This is a genomic window from Clostridioides sp. ES-S-0190-01 (assembly GCF_020658275.1).
Classification (GTDB): domain Bacteria; phylum Bacillota; class Clostridia; order Peptostreptococcales; family Peptostreptococcaceae; genus Clostridioides.
In genome coordinates this window covers 13,075-32,208 of the sequence record NZ_JACVWA010000046.1, presented here as the reverse complement: position 1 = coordinate 32,208, position 19,134 = coordinate 13,075, and the positions used below count along the sequence as shown (strand labels likewise).

At 29.5% G+C, this 19,134-nt stretch carries 18 protein-coding genes; 7 read left to right on the top strand and 11 right to left on the bottom strand.

Annotated elements, in window-relative coordinates:
* The first annotated feature begins 228 nt into the window (after positions 1-228).
* Together IC214_RS19555 and IC214_RS19550 are read left to right on the top strand one after the other, a co-directional pair.
* Complete coding sequence (locus IC214_RS19555) at positions 229-918, top strand: ABC transporter ATP-binding protein (protein ID WP_227481886.1); 690 nt, start codon at positions 229-231, stop codon at positions 916-918.
* Complete coding sequence (locus IC214_RS19550; protein ID WP_227862862.1) at positions 905-3,469, top strand: ABC transporter permease; 2,565 nt, start codon at positions 905-907, stop codon at positions 3,467-3,469. The genes IC214_RS19555 and IC214_RS19550 overlap by 14 nt, the downstream gene beginning before the upstream one ends.
* Positions 3,470-3,815: 346 nt before the next feature.
* Here the strand turns inward: IC214_RS19550 and IC214_RS19545 are convergent, their stop codons facing one another.
* From IC214_RS19545 to IC214_RS19520, 6 genes are all read right to left on the bottom strand, one after another.
* The gene (locus tag IC214_RS19545) at positions 3,816-4,466 is read right to left on the bottom strand and encodes an NAD(P)H-dependent oxidoreductase (protein WP_227433740.1); all 651 of its coding nucleotides are present in this window, start codon (positions 4,464-4,466) and stop codon (positions 3,816-3,818) included.
* On the bottom strand, positions 4,463-4,966 hold the full coding sequence (locus tag IC214_RS19540; protein WP_227835102.1) for a flavodoxin family protein: 504 nt from the start codon (positions 4,964-4,966) through the stop codon (positions 4,463-4,465). The genes IC214_RS19545 and IC214_RS19540 overlap by 4 nt, the downstream gene beginning before the upstream one ends.
* 43 nt (positions 4,967-5,009) lie before the next feature.
* Positions 5,010-5,531 carry a PadR family transcriptional regulator gene (locus IC214_RS19535; protein WP_227835103.1) on the bottom strand — a complete coding sequence of 174 codons (522 nt, stop codon included), beginning with the start codon at positions 5,529-5,531 and terminating at the stop codon, positions 5,010-5,012.
* 583 nt (positions 5,532-6,114) lie between these two features.
* Complete coding sequence (locus tag IC214_RS19530; protein WP_413926683.1) at positions 6,115-6,324, bottom strand: DUF1697 domain-containing protein; 210 nt, start codon at positions 6,322-6,324, stop codon at positions 6,115-6,117.
* Between the two features lie 55 nt (positions 6,325-6,379).
* Positions 6,380-6,817, bottom strand: coding sequence for a DUF3795 domain-containing protein (locus IC214_RS19525; RefSeq protein ID WP_227481891.1), 438 nt, complete (start codon positions 6,815-6,817; stop codon positions 6,380-6,382).
* A 61-nt stretch (positions 6,818-6,878) separates the two neighbouring features.
* Positions 6,879-7,862, bottom strand: coding sequence for a helix-turn-helix transcriptional regulator (locus IC214_RS19520; protein WP_227433745.1), 984 nt, complete (start codon positions 7,860-7,862; stop codon positions 6,879-6,881).
* A gap of 272 nt (positions 7,863-8,134) precedes the next feature.
* Here IC214_RS19520 and IC214_RS19515 point away from each other — a divergent pair, with 272 nt between their 5' ends.
* Complete coding sequence (locus IC214_RS19515; RefSeq protein ID WP_227433746.1) at positions 8,135-8,596, top strand: MarR family winged helix-turn-helix transcriptional regulator; 462 nt, start codon at positions 8,135-8,137, stop codon at positions 8,594-8,596.
* On the top strand, positions 8,580-9,983 hold the full coding sequence (locus tag IC214_RS19510) for an MATE family efflux transporter (RefSeq protein ID WP_227481893.1): 1,404 nt from the start codon (positions 8,580-8,582) through the stop codon (positions 9,981-9,983). The genes IC214_RS19515 and IC214_RS19510 overlap by 17 nt, the downstream gene beginning before the upstream one ends.
* A gap of 105 nt (positions 9,984-10,088) precedes the next feature.
* Here the strand turns inward: IC214_RS19510 and IC214_RS19505 are convergent, their stop codons facing one another.
* The gene (locus IC214_RS19505) at positions 10,089-10,682 is read right to left on the bottom strand and encodes a nitroreductase family protein (protein ID WP_227824460.1); all 594 of its coding nucleotides are present in this window, start codon (positions 10,680-10,682) and stop codon (positions 10,089-10,091) included.
* 752 nt (positions 10,683-11,434) lie between these two features.
* On the opposite strand from IC214_RS19505, the gene IC214_RS19500 reads away from it, so the two are divergent.
* From IC214_RS19500 to IC214_RS19490, 3 genes are all read left to right on the top strand, one after another.
* Positions 11,435-12,085, top strand: coding sequence for a membrane protein insertase YidC (locus IC214_RS19500; protein WP_227862864.1), 651 nt, complete (start codon positions 11,435-11,437; stop codon positions 12,083-12,085).
* A 171-nt stretch (positions 12,086-12,256) separates the two neighbouring features.
* Entirely contained in the window at positions 12,257-12,562 is a 306-nt protein-coding gene (locus IC214_RS19495; protein WP_413926682.1) for a response regulator, read from the top strand.
* Positions 12,563-12,799: 237 nt separating this feature from the next.
* Positions 12,800-13,216, top strand: coding sequence for a DUF3795 domain-containing protein (locus IC214_RS19490; protein WP_227866931.1), 417 nt, complete (start codon positions 12,800-12,802; stop codon positions 13,214-13,216).
* A gap of 248 nt (positions 13,217-13,464) precedes the next feature.
* On the opposite strand, the gene IC214_RS19485 is transcribed toward IC214_RS19490, so the two are convergent.
* The 4 genes from IC214_RS19485 to IC214_RS19470 form a co-directional block, all read right to left on the bottom strand.
* Complete coding sequence (locus IC214_RS19485) at positions 13,465-14,715, bottom strand: MFS transporter (RefSeq protein WP_227835551.1); 1,251 nt, start codon at positions 14,713-14,715, stop codon at positions 13,465-13,467.
* Between the two features lie 85 nt (positions 14,716-14,800).
* Positions 14,801-15,547, bottom strand: a complete 747-nt coding sequence (locus IC214_RS19480; protein WP_227866930.1) for a MerR family transcriptional regulator — start codon at positions 15,545-15,547, stop codon at positions 14,801-14,803.
* A 102-nt stretch (positions 15,548-15,649) separates the two neighbouring features.
* A complete protein-coding gene (locus IC214_RS19475) occupies positions 15,650-16,672 on the bottom strand; it encodes a serine hydrolase domain-containing protein (protein ID WP_227866929.1) in 1,023 nt (340 codons plus the stop codon).
* A complete protein-coding gene (locus IC214_RS19470; protein WP_227866928.1) occupies positions 16,672-19,092 on the bottom strand; it encodes an excinuclease ABC subunit UvrA in 2,421 nt (806 codons plus the stop codon). The genes IC214_RS19475 and IC214_RS19470 overlap by 1 nt, the downstream gene beginning before the upstream one ends.
* Positions 19,093-19,134: the final 42 nt, after the last annotated feature.

Genomic DNA, 19,134 nt, shown 5'->3' with positions numbered 1-19,134 from the left:
AGTGTATATAGTGTTTATTAGATAACATCATATGCACTATTTTTAGTTTCACTTCAATAAATATCACAAAATATCTCAAAATTGTTATAATTCATATCTAAAATATAACAGCACTGTGAGGATTGGATAGGGGCTTACATGATAATATCTAAGTAAGGAATCAATAAGCGTGAAAGTTTAATATACAATTAAAAAATATATAAAATAAAGTAAGAGGGAGATTTGATTATGAAAATACTGGAGACTAATAATTTAAAAAAATATTATGGAAAAGGTGAAAATATAGTAAAAGCTTTAGATGGAATAAATATAAGTATAAATAGAGGGGAGTTTGTAGCTATAGTTGGGACTTCAGGTAGTGGAAAAAGTACCTTGTTACATATGATAGGGGGACTTGATAGAGCAAGTGATGGAAAAGTAATTGTTGATAATAATGATATATTTGCTATGGATGATGAAGAACTTACAATATTTAGAAGACGTAATGTAGGCTTTATATTTCAAAATTATAATTTAGTTCCAATACTAAATGTTTATGAAAATATAGTATTACCTATAGAACTTGATGGATGTAAAATAGACACTAAATATATAGATGAGATAATAGAAGTTTTAGGATTAAGTCAAAAAGTGGATGACCTACCAAATAATCTATCAGGAGGACAGCAACAGAGAGTAGCTATTGCAAGAGCTTTAGCAACAAAACCATCAATAATACTAGCTGATGAACCAACAGGTAATTTAGATAGCAAAACAGAACAAGATGTGCTAGGACTTTTAAAAGTTACTAGTAATAAGTTTAGCCAAACTATAATTATGATAACTCATAATGAACAAATTGCTCAAATGGCTGATAGAATTATAAGGATTGAGGATGGAAAAGTTGTAAATAGAGGTGAGAACAATGTTACAAAATAACAATAAGGAAATTATAAAAAAGTTAAGTAATAGAAGTTTCAAAACAAATAAAATGAGAAATATAGTTTCAGTGCTTGCAATAGTATTGACAACAGTTTTGTTTACATCATTGTTTACAGTGGGATATAGTATGTTGGACGCTTTTAATAGTTACAAAGCTATGGAATATGGGACAAAGAACCATGTTCAATTTCAAGCTTTAAGTAATAGGCAAATTGAAATTATAAAAAAAGATAGTTCAGTAGACAAAAACAGTATTGGAATAGTAAAAAACATAGCAAGTTTAAAAAATCCAGAGTTTTCAACTCAGACAGTGAATTTAACCGTTTATGATAAAAAAAGTCTTGAAAATGCTGCAAATGTAGAGATGATTGAAGGGAGTTTACCAAAAAATAATGATGAAATAGTCATGCCTACAAAGATATTAGATATGTTAGATGTACCTCATAAAATAGGTGCTGAAGTAAAATTAATAATTCCAAAAACTAAAGATGGGGTACTAACTAATGAAAAAGAAACGTTCAAATTTAAACTAGTTGGATATTTTGAATACAAAACAGCTACAGCAATACCTCTTCATGATGTATTTACGAGTGAAGCTTTCTATGATAATTACAAAAAAACAAATGAAGTAGCTCCTACAAGTGTATCCTTTAATTTTTTTAATGATAAAGATTTGCAGTCTAAATTTGATAAACTAACTGAGAAAATCCAACCTTATTCAGGAAAATCAACTATAAATCCTATATATTTAAGTAAACAAGCAACTACTTTCAAAGAAGTTGTTAAAAATGTATTACCAATAATCTTAATTGTAATGCTTATACTTTTAAGTGGATATTTATTAATTTATAATATTTTTTATATTTCAGTTGTTAAAGATATAAAATATTATGGATTATTAAAAACAATAGGAACATCTCCATATCAATTAAAAAAATTGATTATTAAACAAGCTAATAGATTATGTATAATAGCTATACCAATAGGTTTATTATTGGGATTTTTAATAGGAATAGTGTTTGTTCCTCTAGTTGGTAAGTTTATGGATGGATTAAATAAAACTGCATTTGAATATTTTAATCCGTTAATATTTGTATTTGCCGTTGTATTTTCATATGTAACTGTTAGATTGTCATGCAAAAAACCTGCTAAGATTGTAAGTTCTGTATCTCCTATAGATGCTGTAAGATATAGTGATAAAAGTAATAAGATTAAACGTAAGTCTAAAAGAGGGAAAAGTGGTTCTAAAATTCATAAGATGGCATTTGCAAATGTGTTTAGAAATAGACGCAAAGCTATTTTAGTTTTAGTTTCTATGTCACTAAGTTGTATAATATTTTTGACTGTATCTGCAATTATAAGTAGCTCTAATCCAGAAAGAGCTGCTGAAGGTATGATGTTAGGGGATATAGAAATACGTCATGGACTTGCAGACACTGCTAAATCTGAAGATAACGAAGTTGCTCCAATTGACGAAAATCTTATAAAAGATATTAAGAATCTTGATGGAGTGAGTAATGTAAGTAAGGTGTATAAGGATTTAAGTTATATAGTTTATGAAGGAGATTTAAAAGATGAGATATTGACTCAAAAAGTAGATGAAGAATATAAAAAGCAATTTCTTCAGGGCAGAGACCCAAAAGAAATTGCAGAAAATAATGGTTTTTTAGCCTCAGATACAGTTGGATTATCTTCAGGTAGATTATTAAGTAAACTATCAAAAAACAATATTATATATTCTCAAAAGAATTCTAAAATACTGTCAGGTTCTATAGATGAGAAAAAATTTGATGAAGGTGGATATGTAGTAATTACTGGACATGAAGGAAGTAAAATAAAAGCAGGAGATAAAATTAAGTTTAGATATTTAAAAGGAGATACTATAGGGAAAGGATATATAGATAAAGAGTTTAAAGTCATGGCAGTTTTTGATGGTGCACAAAATTTTAATATGGGGATGTACATTAATGAAAATGACTTTAAAAATATGGTTATAAAGCCATATATAGAAAATCTGGTAATTGATATAAATGGTGATGTGAAGTCTGTTGAAAATAAAATAAATAATTTGAATAAGAAATACAATAATCCATATACAAAAGTTTATTCAAAAAATATCTATATAGAAGAGGCAAGAGAGAGTCAAAAGGTTATAAAGATTGTAGGTATGAGTGCGGTATTTATAATAGGATTGATTGGAGTGCTAAACTTTATAAATACTATGATAACAAATATAATGTCTCGTAAACAAGAGTTTGCAATGATTGAGGCAGTAGGAATGACAAGAAAACAGCTTCAAAGAATGATAATGCTTGAAGGTTTTTATTATGGGGTGATAATAACTATTGTAAATCTTACTTTTGGAAGTATCGCAACATTTTTAGGGTTTAATATTATGAAATTAAGATATTCTGTGTATGCTTATCCATTAGGGGCGCTTATAATAAGTATATTAATAGTATTTTTGATAACGTCTATAGTGCCTTTAATAGTTTATCATAATGTTTCTAAGGATAGTATTGTTGAAAGAATTAGGGAAGCTGAATAGTAATTAAATATAATAGAAACTGAATAATGGTTAAATATAATTCAAGCTAAATAATAATTAAATGTAGCATAAAAAGATATTTTTTTATATGCACAATAGAAAGAGGATGTCTCAAAATGAGCTTTTTGGTTCATGAGGCACTCTTTTTTTGTATGAAATCAAATATATTTTCATTATTTAAACAATGAAAAAGAGACTTATCCCTATTTTGAGACAGCCCCTTTTTAGAAGTTGTTTTTAATATAGTATTTTAAGCTTTACATGATTTGTATAGATTTGTATGCATAATTTTAAAGACAAATAAAATACTTATATCTTATGTAAAATTTATTTTAATATTAATTTTTTATTTTCTTAATATATCACTTTTAGTCAGTCCATTTGATTTACCTTGAGGAGTCCAATGATAATTAGACATAGATTTAAATAGAAATCTAGGAAAGTTAGGTGATATAAAAATATTATCTTTACTAGAAGTGTTACTATCTATGTTGTTACTAAGTATATTCTTTGATAGTTCTCCTAATGAAGTTCCTAAGCTTTTTTTGGGACCTTTACCTAAAGGAGTAGATTGTAATGAACCTAGCATTTCTCCTCCACCAATTCCTATCCCTTGAACCCATGTAAAGTTAACCCTTTTACACCAATTTTCTATCATTTGAATTGCTAAATGAGTTTGTTTCCCTTCATAGAATCCACAGTTAACTATTGCATATACTGGAATAGATTTTTTATTTAGTTTCTTCGCACATTCTTCACATTCCTCTAAAAAACGAATTAAATGAGAAGGAATGCCATCTACATAAAGAGGAAATGCAATTATTAACCTATCACAAGTAAGTATGGCTTCAATAGCTTTAGGATATTTAGATACATTGTCTATTTTAAATGTGAGAATGTCATTATCCTTTTGTATAAGTTTTTCTACTTCAGATAAAAAGTATTGTGAATTATTTTCTTTTACTTTTGGGCTTCCATTTATCATTACTATATTCATAAAGATTCACCTCTTACATCTTGTGGATTTTTAAAAAATGAAACAGAATGTTCCTTCATATTGAGATTTACAGCATTTGCACGTACTAGATTAGTAGCAGTGTCTTTTTCAGTATCTGTAATACAATCCCCATAGAATAAAGCCTTTAAATTTATCTGTTTTTCATATCTATTTTTATGATGCATTTCATTATTCTTTATTACAAAGTATGGAAGGAGATAGCTTATACTTCTATCAAGTATATTTTTGACAAATGGGCTAAATCCACCATAACAACATCTACTTATTATAATAAATTCATCAGAATCAGCTATCAATTTACCCATATTTCTGTAATAGTCTTTTATGACACATGTAGTAGGTGTTTTAATCCAACAACCAAAACAACCAATACACTTGTGGATTTCTTCAGTGTTTGAAAGTATTTTTATATTGTTATCAAGTTTAGGTAATAAATTATCTAAATCTTTTTCAGTTAAATCATGTATTAAAAGTCTCATAAGTTTTACCCCCTTTATATTATGTAGGTTGACTTTTGTAATTCTATCCTACAATTTTTTTTAATAAATTATTACACCAATTAATTACAAAACTATAATAGTCAACGCCATAAATCATTGTGAAATACATACATGTGTATTGGTCAATACAACAATTTTGTTCTACCTCAGTTTTTTGTGCATCTAATTTATTTAAAAGTAATTCAATTTCAGCTATCAACATTTTTAAGTTTGTTTCAATTATTTCTTTAGGTAAGTACTCATAAAAAAATATGTTAACAAGGTGGTTATGCTTTGTCTTAGAAAATTTAATTGGTTTTTCTAACCACTCGAGAAAGTATGATTTCCCTATATCAGTTATGGAATATAGTTTTTTTAATTTGCCCCCATCTATAACTTCGCGATAGTAGATATAATCTTTTTCTTCTAATCTTTTAAGTGCAGGATAAATACTACCAAAACTAGCATCAAAAAAGTATGAAGTACTTTGTGACATCTTTTGTTTTAAATCATATCCACTTAATTCTTTTTCCATCAGAAATCCTAAAATAATGTATTCTAACATAGTGCCTCCTAATATCGTTTATGTATATATTGTTTAGTTATATATCGTTTTGATATATTAATTATTACAAATAATGGGTAGACTGTCAATATGTTTTTAAATTAAGTTTTAAACAGAAATACAGATTATCGCTTAAACACTAGGTTTATTATCATATCTTAAGTTTTAAGAGTTGAATTTACCACTTACATAAGAACTTTGATATGATAATATGATTAAAAGCATATAAATTATTTGAATAGTGCACAAAACCGCAGATTGTATATAATTCACTAATTAGTGAATTATATACAATCTGCGGTTTTTATTCGCTGAATTTATAGCCAACACCCCAAACAGCCAATATATTGTGGATTGTCTGAGTCAGGCTCTATTTTTTTCTTAGTTTTGTACAAATGACGACGTTAGATTATTAACCTTTTATGGTATTGTCATAGCTCCAGATGCTTTCGTATAGCTGTTTTTTTGCAAATTTAACTACTTCCATCCAGTTATAACCTTCTAGTCAATTTCAAATTTTCTAGTCAGTCAATGATAAAGATAAACTGAAATTTGGGAACTCCATGTTATGCCCATAATAGATTTACTTGCTAGATAACAAAAATAATTTTTTTGTAGTGCTGGCATTCACTTTTATCGTTGCTTTCACTGGAAAAAGAACATTTCCGCTATTGATATAGGTGCTAACATTCAAAAATCCCATACCTTCAAATGCCGCCTTTAATAATGGCATTGACACTTTGTTTTTACAACTAATGTTTATGCCACGAAAAAGAGCAATATATTTTTCCAACTTAAAGAACCTCCATCTATTATAAATAATCTTTGCTTCAACTTTCAATTTGCATTTACACCCAACGCTTAAATACTACAATTTCAGCATCAGAATCATAAACGCTATACTCAGATACCATGAGATATTTTTCATCAGCAATAATTCCATAATATCTGTCACTGTCTTTTTTGCTAAGCTGATTTCCAAAGTAAATTTTATTATCGTCCCAAAACTTTACAAGCTGCCCTTTTGGCAAGGTATATTCAATGTTAATGAAAGAGCCTTTCAGTGCATTAAGTTCTGTGACTTCTTCCATATCTTGTATATTAAGTGCATTAAATGCTGCAATCAAATTCTTTTTGAATTTGTATAGAGCATCTTTACCTTCTTTCAAACATAATGCAACCAAGCACTCTGAACCAAAAGGATGGCCTTTCGTTTCAGCACATCCATTACAAGTGTTACTCAATTCGCATTTCCTACAATCAACTCCGCAAATAGACTTAGTCATTTTTAATTTTCCTCCTTAAATTTTATTTTATCGAGTACGTCTTATCTACTTAGTTTGGATTTTACAGTGGATAGGCGTACATCTTTTTCACAGGTCTAATGTACTTAAAATACTGGTCTGGGTTATAATAAAAGTACATGATTCTTCCAGGGGTAATATCAGGACAGTAACCCTTACCAATGTAATCAAAAGTTGCCATAGCCATTTCAATCTTTTCTTCAACACTACAATTTTCCTGTTCATAATTAAATGGACCATGTTCAAAGATGATATACTCGGCTTCAGGAATATCAATCATAAGCATTTGTGGCGGAAGTTCCCCTTTATAATCAAAAGGAAGTCGTACGCCCCAACACTCTGTACGGAGAATACCCCAATCGCAGAGCCTGCCATCTGGACTGTTTATATAAGCCATAATCTGACCACTTCCACAGTTAGCTTCGCTTCCACCATCATCATCCAATTTACCCTTGATGCTGTCGAGCAAACCACAAATTGTTTCGTGGTCCTGTCCTGGAATAAGGTTTTGTTTTCTCCAAAAATCCCAATACCCGTTACTCTCATTGTTTTTAATGTACAAAAATTTATGTGCAGGTATGGTTGCAAAATAAATCTTGACACCATCTGTTGATTTAATCATTCCTATTTCTCCTAATCCTAAAAAGTAGCGGTCAAAAGGGGTTATTTTTGTACGAAGAACGACTGGCTTAGGATTTTTTCGATATTCACTTGGTGTTACACCATAAGTTCTTTTGAAAGCTCTGGTAAAAGCTTCATGTGATGAAAATCCATAATCAAAAGCAATGTCCAATAGACTCTTATCACTGTCCCTAACCTCTTTTAATGCAAAGGCTAATTTTCTATTCCGCAAGTAATCTCTAAACTGCATACCCGATATTTCTTTGAATTTTTTCGTTGTATAAAATTCAGAATATCCTAATTTGCGAGAAAGAAAGCGTAACGTTAAGACTTCGCCGTTGTAATTTTTAATACATTTGTCAATCTCGTCAATGATTATCTGAATTTGTTGTTGCCACTCATACATTTAACTATTCACCTCGTTTCAATTACCCTACATTCATTATAACGAAATAGAGAAGTTATGGCTTGATTTTACTTGTTGTCATTTAATTTTAATTCTGTGGATTTGCATCTTGTCTAATTTACTATATTATGTCACATTGACATGACAGCTTAAAAGGAATTAAGAATTAGGAACTATTGACAAAGTGTAAATTTAGCAGTAAAATAATTGCATGAGCAAACAGATTGTTGCGCTCGCAACAAAAATATAAATAACAATATTAAGGAGAGAACATGAGAGAGCTATTAAAATGGGTTTCCATTATAAATAGATATAACGCAAACTATATTGATAGGAAATTGGCTGATATTGGAATTAATAATAGCCAATATTTTTATGTATTACACATATGTAGTAATCCAGGTATTACACAGGATACTATATTTAAAAGAATTCTTGTAAATCCTAGTAATATAACAAGAGCTTTGGCAAACCTAGAAAAAGAAGGGTTTATCACTAGAGAACCAAGTGTTAAAGATAAAAGAACATGGCATCTGTATCCTACAGAAAAATCTTTGGCATGTTATGATGAAATAATAAAAATAACGAATGGATATGTAGAGGAATTGTTAAGTTCATTTAAAAAAGAAGAGCAAGAGTTGTTCATGTCAATGTTAAAAAAGACTGCTTTTATAGCTATTGATATGAATGAAGAAGCAAAATTGGAGGCGAAGGAAGATGGAAGAAAAATATAAAGAACCATTGGAGTATGAGAAAGTTTCAAAATTATTGACTAAGTATGCAATACCTAGCATTATAGCAATGTTAGTAAGTGCGTTATATAACATAGTTGACCAAATTTTTATCGGGCAAGGTGTTGGAGTGTTAGGTAATGCTGCTACAAATGTTAGCTTTCCACTAACAACAATATGTACTGCAATTGCTTTATTATTAGGTATTGGTGGAGCATCTAAGTGCTCATTAGAATTAGGTGCTAAAAATTCAGAAAAAGCTACAAAATCAGCGGGAAATTCTATTTGTCTAATGGCTATCTTTGGAATAAGTTTGTTTATAATAGTATCAATATTTTTAACACCACTATTGAAATTCTTTGGTTCCACATCAGAAATATTACCTTATGCACACACATACACAAAGATTACATCAATTGGATTGCCATTTCTTATAATGTCTACTGGAATGAGTAAGTTGATACTTGCTGATGGAAAACCAAAAGCTTCTATGTTTTGTATGTTGGTAGGAGCAGTTATTAACACAATTTTAAATCCACTATTCATATTTGTGCTTGATATGGGAATTGCTGGGTCTGCTTTAGCTACTGTTATTGGTCAACTTATATCTTTTGGCTTTAGTGTTTATTATGTAATGAATTTTCAACATATTAAACTACATAAGAAAAGTTTTAAATTAGAGAGTATAATTTATAAACATATATTTGCGCTAGGTTCAAGTTCATGTTTTAACCAATTAGCAATGACTGTAACACAAATAGTTATGAATAATACGTTGGCATATTACGGAGCTAGGTCAGTTTATGGAAGTGAAATTCCACTTGCTTGTGTTGGTATCATTATTAAAGTAAATATGATTTTTATATCTATAATTATTGGTATATCACAAGGGATGCAACCAATTATAGGATACAATTATGGAGCTGAAAAATATAATCGTGTAAAAGAAGCATATAAGTTAGCAGTAGGAAGTGCAACTGTTATATCTGTTATTGCATTCTTATGCTTCCAATTCTTCCCACGACAAATTACATCTATATTTGGTAATGGGAATGAAACTTACTTTATATTTGCAGAACATTATTTTAGAACTTTCTTGTTCTTAACATTTATAAATGGTGTTCAAATAGTATCATCAACTTTCTTTACATCAATTGGGAAATCAGTACTGGGACTTTTTACTTCTTTGACTCGTCAGATTCTGTTTTTAATTCCATTAATAGTGATTTTACCAATGTTTATGGGTATTGATGGAGTAATGTATGCGGGGCCAATAGCGGATGCCGCTGCTGCAATGGTATGTATATATTTTGCAGTTCATGAAATGAAATCATTGACTATAAAGCAAAATAAAGTAGTGAGTAATCATAAGGAGATTGTAGAGGTATAAGATAATCTTCAATAGTTCTAACAGCATAGTAATCAAATTATTTTTTATGGTAAGTAAATTATTTTTATTGAATTTACTTACCATATTTTAATTATAAATAGTTATTTATCTCCATTCAGTTACATCATTTAACTTTAATCTAGGTCTTTTTGCTGGTTGTTCATCAGGATAACCTAACGATATTGCTGCAACCAATTGACTATCTGTATCTAACCACTCACATAATTCACGATATGCAAAGTACACATCACAAATCCAAAGACTACCTAAACCTAATTCTACAGCTGTAAGAGACATATTTTGAATTGCAGCTCCGATTGATTGTATGTTTGCCATTTCATAAAAACGTTCTTCAGCAGATAAGTTTTCTAAAGGTGATTTTCCCAACTTGTTTAAAATAAAAATTGTTATGGGAGCTTGTTTCATAATTTCAACAGTATAATTTGCTCCTGCAATATGTTGACGACTTTCTGGAAGAAGTCCATTGTTATCAATTTCATTTTGAATACCTTTGCTCATAGCTCTAAGCATAGATTCTTTTTCTTTTTCAGTGACAACAATAAATTTCCATGGTTGTCTATTTTTAGATGAAGGTGCATCTATTCCAGCTTCAATTATTTTTTCTATAGTTTCATGTGAAATATTTTGATTTTTATATTTTCTAATGCTACGTCTTTTCGATATAGAATTGCTTATCATTGTAGTAACCTCCATTTATTTTTGTTGATATTTCCAAGTAAGGTTTTTATTTTAAAGATTATATTAGTTTTAAAAATATATTTAGATAAAATCTGTTTATATAAAAGATATTTACGTTATGTTTACAAAAAACATATTCACATATAGAAGAATTGTTTTAATTATTTTATCATTAATTTAGAAAAAAGTCATTGTCTTTAGAAGTAGAGCATGAGAATTCTGGTAAAAATAACACTGAAAATTTAATGTAGTTTTATCAAGGTATTAGTACTTGTATATTTACAACCTAGTGCACAAAGCCAACTCTTTTAGGTGTGGATGGATAGCATAGATAGTGTATAAAAATATTGACATTAAGAGATTAACATACTATAATTATTTAAACATAAACATAAACATAAACATAAACATAAACATAAACATAAACATAAACATAAAAACAAAAATAAATACTTATGAGGTGATGTAATGAGATTTGATATGGATAATCTGTTATATATACTAATTTATATGACATTATTAGTATCTATCCTTGGATGCATAATTTACTTTTGTAAAGACCTCTTATATCATAAAATTAAATATGTTTTAAGGAAAAACATATTTATAAATAGATTTACATATTCTGAAAAAAGATTGCCTAAGCATTATATTGTTTTTCAAAAATATGATATTTGGAGGTATTATAGTATATTTTAATTTGAAGTGATTCTATTACAGTTCAAGAATTTAAGATAAAAGGAGAGAATAGAATGGATTTCATTTCAAATATACTACAAGAGGTATTAAATATATTATTTAGTTTTACAGGAGATTTTGGGATTGCAATAGTACTTATAACTTTAATAGTAAAGTTGATGCTAATGCCATTGTCATTAAAACAAAGATTTTCTATGAAAAAACAACAAGAATTGGCAGAAAAGATGGAACATATAAAAGAAAAATATAAGGATAATGCTAAAGAACTTGAAAAGCAACTACAGATGCACTCTGTGGAAAGTATGAAGAGTATGATTGGGTGTTCCACAATTTTACTACAAATGCCAGTAATATATGCACTGTATCATGTATGCTTAAACATGCCAAAGGGATTTACGACAGTTATAATTCCTTGGATTGCTAATTTAAATACAGCTGATAATTTATTTATACTACCTTGTATATACACATTAACTATGCTAGCTCCAAATTTAATAAATTATATACCATATTTTAAGGTGAGTTCTCACAGGACATTTAACAAACAAACGATTATAATGACTACTATAACGAGTCTTATAATAACTGTTAGAACTCCAGTAGCCCTAGGTCTATATTTTATAACAAGTGCAATTTATGCATTAATTGAAGAGATTTGCTTTAGAATATATTTTAATCAAAAAAATAAACTAGTATTAAAATAATATAATAAGTATTTTATAAATTCTTAGCCTGCCAACATGAATCAAAGTTGGCAGGCTATTTTTATAAATTGGTAGGTTATTTTTATAAACATATTATTTTCTAAAAAATAGTTATAAAATAAATTAATATAAACTAAAATAAAGTTAAAAAACTGAGATGATAAAATAATAATGGCTAAAATATTAGTAGTAGAAGATGAAAAAAGAATGAAAGATATTATTGTAGAATATATGCAAAAAGGAGGATATACTTGCATAACTGCTGATGATGGAGTAGAAGCACTTACAATACTAAAGAATAATGATATAGATTTAATGATATTGGATATTATGATGCCATATTTAGATGGATTCTCAGTATGTAGAGTTTCACGTGAAATGACTAATATACCTATTATTATGTTGACAGCTAAAGGTGAAGAAGAAGATAAATTAAAAGGCTATGAGTATGGGGCTGATGATTATAAAATGTTATGATGTATGAGAGTATCTCATTAAAATGATTTTTTATAAAAAGATTGTTCAAAAACTTCATGATTTCAATAATCACAGATTTAGGAGTATAGAGAAGCTTTTTATCAAGAATAGGAGAAATATTTTATTTCAACATGGTATAGTGGGGAAGATGTAAGCCTTAAATGTAGTTAAAGTAGAGTAGTTAAAGAATTAAGAAGACTCAATAATTAAGAATATTATAGAAAGGAATAATGTATTATGAAAATGCCCAATAAGATTGAAAATATTATGTTTGCTCCCTGTGGGATGAACTGTAAAGTCTGTTATAAACATTGTTATTCAAAGAAACCTTGTCAGGGATGTTATGCAGGTGACTTGGGGAAACCAGAACATTGCAGAAAGTGTAATATAAAAGAGTGTACAAAGATAGAAAAGATTACATACTGTTTTGAGTGTGAAAAATTTCCATGCAAATTGGTCAAAAACTTGGAAAAAAGTTACAATAAAAGATACGAAGAGAGCCTTATAAAAAATAATATTTTAGCTAAAGAGTCTGGAATAACTACTTTGATGGAAGTAGAATTAAAAAAATGGACTTGTATTTATTGTGGTGGCATTATTTCTTTACATGACTCTGAATGTTCTGAGTGTCATGCTAAAAAGGAATCAAAATAATAATAGCCTTATTGGCATATAGCTTTTCTCCGTTTCATTTAATTCTTGATGAAAATGAATATGTAAATGAAACGGAGGTCTATAAAATTTGAACTAGGTTAATTAAAACTATTGTAGTGATTAAAACTATCTTAGTGTATTATGTATAAAAATCAAAATAGAACAATTAAAATTTATCTAGTATATTACCTAGTTTATTTAGTGTATTACTTAATTTTTTTAGTATATTACTTAGTTTCTTTAGCATATTATTTAATTTCTTTTGATTTAAAGATGCCTTGCTTATAAAATTGTCCTGAATAAGGAATAGATAAAGCAAAAAATGCAATTATTACACCTGAAACAATAATCAAGAAATTAATAGATACCATATCAGCAAGTGGTCCAAAGAGTATCATCCCAAGAGGTATAAGACCAGTATATATAATAGTAGGTAAGCCCAATACACGACCTTGCATTTCTGGTACTACATGTTCTTGCAACATGGTCATAGCTGTTGCTTGAATAATTGGGATTGAAAAACTGGTAAAAAACATGAATATGAAAAATTGCCAAGCTTGTGTAACAGACCCCAAAATAATAGAAAAGATAGCATAAGATAACATTGCCAAGAAAAATGTCTTATTTCGATTTTTAAAGCCACCAAATATTCCTATAACTAATCCACCTAGAACCATACCTGAAAAGCCAATCATTTCAATAATAGATAGATAAATATACCCCTTACCAAATGTACGCTCAATCAATAATCCTATAAGAAAGCCTGATGGTACGCAAAGAAAAATGAAAGCGCCATAAGTAAAAACTACTTTTCTAATAAATTTATCCGAAAAAGAGTATTTTATTCCAGATATCATGTCTGTTAAAAATGATACTTTTTCAGTTTGTTTTATTATATTATGTTTAGGTATTTTAATGAAGCAGAGTAATACAATAGCAATAATTGCAGTAATAATATCAATTAAAAGTACTTGAGATATTTTATTTCCTAGACCAAGAATTGCTGCGGATACAATAGGAACTATAAATTGAACTATAGATTGAAGACTGCCATTCATACCATTAAAACGCATTAAGTGTTCCTCTGGCACAAGTTGAGGAATCAGTGCATTTACAGCAGGTGTCTGTACACCACTTCCTAAAGAACGAATAATAGATACAACAGCAATTGCGATTAATTCATTTTCTCCTTTAATTCCTGACATCATAAGCATAAGTAGTATTAGTGTAGAAGCAGCGATTATAGTATCAGATACAATGATGAGTATTTTTCGATTATAGTAATCTGCCCATACACCTGCAAAAAAAGATATTAGCATTTGTGGTATGAAGGAGCATACAGTTAAGATTGTTACCCATATGCCTGATGACGTTTGAAGTGTGATATACCATATCATTGCCATCTGTACAAGTGATGAACCAAATAGGGAAATATATTGGCTCACTAAAAAGGTAAGGATTTTTTGCTTCCATGTAAAATGAGTATTTTTGTTTTCCATTCTATTCCTCCTTTGATTTGTGTGTTTAATTTTTCTTGCTCTTAAGAATAACACACAAATCAAAGTATGGAGTTAGAGTGGAGGGTTAAGAAAATTGTTCTTTCATGCTTTGGAGATGAGATTTCATTGATTTTGCGTTGTATTCCGCCTCTTTCAATGAGGTTATCAATTTGTCACATACTGAGATAATTTCATCATCGTCTTTTGGAGTATCAATAATATTTTTAATATTAGCATTGGGATTACAAGACAAAGCATTTAACATTCTTAAAATAGCTGAAAGAGAATAGTTTGCAGAGCGTAACGAATTAATAATTTTAAGGCGCTTTATATCTTCATCAGTATATACACGATAACCATTTTGCTTTCTTTTTACTTTTAATAACCCGTTCATTTCCCAATTTCTTAAAGTATCTATTGTAACCTTTAAGTATTCTGAGGTTTCTTTTCTAGTTAAAAATAACTTGTCTGTCTCTTGTGTGTTTCCATTTAAAATTTCTTTAACAATATTGATTGCTTCCTCAGCATTTGATTTTTCTATTTCTAATTGTTGTAAGTAATGACTAACAAGAGAAATAGCTTTGTCAAAATCTTTATTTGCTGATGTTCTGACAATCTCAATTGCATTTTTTCTCAATCCTCTTTGTGTAACTTCAATTTTTAAGGCTGTACGAGCAAATTTAAATTGCTCTATATGAAAATCGTTAAAAATACGATAGCCATTAGGATTACGCTTAGGTTTAGGTATTAGTTCAAGTTCTTCATATAAACGTACTGTATTAGGATGTATACCAATTAAATCTGCTATTTCTGATGTTGTGTAGGTATTCATTTATATTCAACTCCTCTTGTGTGTATATAGCATCAACAATAATATCACTAAACGAAAGTCTGGTGTTATAGTGGAGGGTTGTTATAATCATTCCATATACAACTATTCTATTATAGAAGTAAGTATATGTTTTTTAATAAGCTGCCATCTATCACGAGGTTTAAAAACTATCTTAGATGGTATTGCTATAACCAAATCGTACTTTGGTATACAACAGATGGCATTTCCTCCAGCTCCCATTGCTGAATACCAAAGAGTTCCATCTTCTTCACATAGCCACCATAGATAACCATACTCATTGGAATTCATTTTGGTTGATTCTTCAATCCAGGATTTAGATATAATACGTTTATTATTCCAAATACCATCATTTAAATACAGAGAACCAAATCGTAACATATCTCTGGCACTCAATGTAAGTCCCCAGCCACCAGCAGTATTACCTTGTCTGTCTTTTGCCCAACCTTTAAGATTTTTTCCAAATAAATCTTCAAAATCAAAATTTTCTATATCATAATCGGGTATTTCTCTCATACCAATAGGTTTGAATAGATGTTCATTAGCAAACTCACGAGCACACTTTCCTGTAGTATTTGTAATAATAGCTGAAAGTAGGTGAACTCCAGCTGAAGAATATTTGAAAGTTCCAATGTTTTTGTTTTGACCAAGTTGATTTAGGGCATATTTTACCCAATCTCGTTGTTTAGAAAGTCTCTCTAATGATTCAGTTGTATTTTTAAAAGGGTATGGTGCAGTCATCGTAAGCAAGTGGCGTATAGTTACTGCTTTTTTGTATATATCAGCAGGGATACAATTATATTCAGGAAAAAAATCAACAACTTTTTGCTCAACATCCTTTATATAACCCTTGTCTATTGCGATACCAATTAGGGCTGATATGATACTTTTTGTGACAGATGCAACATGAAAAGTATCGTTAGCATTATAACCATTATAATATTTTTCAAAGACGATACTTCCTCTTCTTGCTATGATTATTGCGTTTATATTGCTATATTGTGAGATTATTAAAGGTTCAAGCTGTGAAAGTTTTTTTAAATCCATTCCAACACTTGAAGGGTCTATATTTTCAAATTTCAAATCTAAGCAGTAGCCTTTATCCATTATAAATACCTCCCTGTTATAGACTTTGAGTTTTCTTTTAGTTGTTGAGGAGAACCCTCTGCAATGATATATCCGCCTTTGTCTCCTCCTTCTGGACCAAGTTCAATAATCCAGTCACAAGTATTTAGAACTTCTATATCATGTTCAACAACAATTACAGAATTTCCATTTTCGATTAATTCATCCAACAATTGAATTAGTTTAGCAGTATCATACAGACTTAGACCAGTAGTGGGTTCATCCAACACATAGAGTATATTGCCTTTTCGTTTTTTACCAATCTCTTTTGCAAGCTTGATTCTTTGAGATTCTCCACCACTTAAAGTAGGGGTAGGTTGACCTAGTTTTATATAACCCATACCAATTTGTTCTAGTACTTTTAAGTGTGAAACAATATTTGGAGTATCTTCAAAAAAAACAACAGCTTCAGATACACTCATATTTAAGACATCATAGATATTTTTATTCTTATATTTAATGGATAGGGATTCATCATTAAATCTTTTTCCATGACACTCATTACATATACTGTCCATACTTAAATTATTTCCCAACCAGATTTTTTCATATCCACTACCACTACACTTAGGACAAGCACCTTTTGAATTGAATGAAAAATACCCAGCAGTGAAATTTTGTTTTATTGATTCTGGTTGACCTGCAAATAAAACACGTATCTTATCCCATATCCCAATATAAGAGGCAGGAGTTGAGTTCATATTTCTACCAATAGGAGTTTGAGATATTTCTGAATATCCAGAGATATATTGTGTACCACTTAATTTATCAGCAATAGTTTCTACAATTGTATAATCATCCTCATTACTTACTTCATTTTCTTTAATAGTGGTTTTATTATTACTTGCTTGATTGTTGAAGTAACTTCTAAGAAGAGGGAGTAATGTATCTGATATAAGGGAACTTTTTCCACTACCAGATTTTCCAGCTATTCCAACCATAGCACCTAAAGGTAATGATGCAGTAATGTTTTTAAGATTATTTGTACTTGCATTTTGAACAACTATACAATGCATTTTTTCAATGTCCGTAATATTTTTAGATGATGTTCTAGTAGGCATGGAGTATTTTCCTGAGATATATTGTCCAGTAATTGATTCATTTGACTTAAGTAGACCTTCTAAATCTCCTTGATATATTAATTGTCCACCTTCAATACCAGCTTTTGGCCCTATATCAATAATATGTTCTGCCATATTAATTGTATTTTTGTCGTGTTCAACTACAATGACAGTGTTACCTAAATCTTTTAAATCTTTAATGGATTCTAGAATGTCGATTTTTTCGGATTCATGCAATCCCGCAGTTGGTTCGTCAAGTACGTAAATTAATGAATCCATCTCTGAATCAAGGTGAGAATTTAAAAATAGCCTTTGTATTTCTCCGCCACTTAAAGTTGACATCTCTCTGTACAAGGACAGATGACCTAGTCGTGCCTTTATTAGATTATTTGTCTTAATTAAAATATCAGCTATTAAATTTTTACCTAGAATAGTTAGTTTGTCTTGATTCAATAATGACTTTAGGAATTCATGAACTTCTAAAATGCTCATCTTTCCAAGTTCACCAATATGCTTTCCATTTAATAAAACTTGGCGTGCTTCTTCACCAATTTTAAAACCATGGCACTCAGAACAAGTAGTCATGCTATAAATACCATTTAAGTCTTCACCTCTTTGGTGACGACCATGAAGTACTTTTGCTAAAGAAGAACTTTGTTTTCCATTTTCATAGTGACCATATAGTACCTCGTTTTGTACTTCCTCAGGCAATTGTAAAAATGGTATATCTAAGTAATCTTTGAACTTCTTAGATAACACTCTCAAATATCCTGGTGTGATTTGGGCTCTATCCAAAACTTTTTTTAGGGTAGTGCGCTTATCCAAGATAAGTTTTTCAATATTAATCTCAAAGTATGCTCCACGTCCAGAACATTTCATACACATTCCATCTGAAGAGGTATATGAGAAATAACTTGGTCTTAAGCGTTCTTCTTTATTACCACAATTATTACAAATAAGATTGTTGTCTACAGGAGTGTTACACGCAGAACATATTACTTGTCCTTCTCCTGAATATAATAGTGTAAGCATACTAATAATATTGGTTCTAGTACCTACTGTTGAACGGGGATTACTCTGACGGATGATATTTTGTTTAACAGCTATAGTAGGAGCTAATCCTTGAATATTGTCAAATTTATTCTCATTATCAATGCCTGAAAGTATGCCTAAGGACTGTAAGTACTGTTTACGCCCCTCCTCAAATACAATATCGAACATAAGACTGGATTTACCTGAACCACTAACACCTGTTGCAACTACAAGCTTATTTTTGGGGATAGAGATATTTATATTTTTTAGGTTATGTATTTTTGCACCTTTGATTTTTATTTCTTTCATTGACTCACCTCATTTTATTAATTTTATCAAACTATAAAATTG

What these genes read in the sequence shown, in the direction of transcription:
- IC214_RS19555 (WP_227481886.1), top strand. Translation starts at nt 229, where the DNA reads ATGAAAATACTGGAGACTAATAATTTAAAAAAATATTATGGAAAAGGT.
- IC214_RS19550 (WP_227862862.1), top strand. Translation starts at nt 905, where the DNA reads ATGTTACAAAATAACAATAAGGAAATTATAAAAAAGTTAAGTAATAGA.
- IC214_RS19545 (WP_227433740.1), bottom strand. Translation starts at nt 4,466, where the DNA reads ATGAATATAGTAATGATAAATGGAAGCCCAAAAGTAAAAGAAAATAAT.
- IC214_RS19540 (WP_227835102.1), bottom strand. Translation starts at nt 4,966, where the DNA reads ATGAGACTTTTAATACATGATTTAACTGAAAAAGATTTAGATAATTTA.
- IC214_RS19535 (WP_227835103.1), bottom strand. Translation starts at nt 5,531, where the DNA reads ATGTTAGAATACATTATTTTAGGATTTCTGATGGAAAAAGAATTAAGT.
- IC214_RS19525 (WP_227481891.1), bottom strand. Translation starts at nt 6,817, where the DNA reads ATGACTAAGTCTATTTGCGGAGTTGATTGTAGGAAATGCGAATTGAGT.
- IC214_RS19520 (WP_227433745.1), bottom strand. Translation starts at nt 7,862, where the DNA reads ATGTATGAGTGGCAACAACAAATTCAGATAATCATTGACGAGATTGAC.
- IC214_RS19515 (WP_227433746.1), top strand. Translation starts at nt 8,135, where the DNA reads ATGAGAGAGCTATTAAAATGGGTTTCCATTATAAATAGATATAACGCA.
- IC214_RS19510 (WP_227481893.1), top strand. Translation starts at nt 8,580, where the DNA reads ATGGAAGAAAAATATAAAGAACCATTGGAGTATGAGAAAGTTTCAAAA.
- IC214_RS19505 (WP_227824460.1), bottom strand. Translation starts at nt 10,682, where the DNA reads ATGATAAGCAATTCTATATCGAAAAGACGTAGCATTAGAAAATATAAA.
- IC214_RS19500 (WP_227862864.1), top strand. Translation starts at nt 11,435, where the DNA reads ATGGATTTCATTTCAAATATACTACAAGAGGTATTAAATATATTATTT.
- IC214_RS19495 (WP_413926682.1), top strand. Translation starts at nt 12,257, where the DNA reads ATGGCTAAAATATTAGTAGTAGAAGATGAAAAAAGAATGAAAGATATT.
- IC214_RS19490 (WP_227866931.1), top strand. Translation starts at nt 12,800, where the DNA reads ATGAAAATGCCCAATAAGATTGAAAATATTATGTTTGCTCCCTGTGGG.
- IC214_RS19485 (WP_227835551.1), bottom strand. Translation starts at nt 14,715, where the DNA reads ATGGAAAACAAAAATACTCATTTTACATGGAAGCAAAAAATCCTTACC.
- IC214_RS19480 (WP_227866930.1), bottom strand. Translation starts at nt 15,547, where the DNA reads ATGAATACCTACACAACATCAGAAATAGCAGATTTAATTGGTATACAT.
- IC214_RS19475 (WP_227866929.1), bottom strand. Translation starts at nt 16,672, where the DNA reads ATGGATAAAGGCTACTGCTTAGATTTGAAATTTGAAAATATAGACCCT.
- IC214_RS19470 (WP_227866928.1), bottom strand. Translation starts at nt 19,092, where the DNA reads ATGAAAGAAATAAAAATCAAAGGTGCAAAAATACATAACCTAAAAAAT.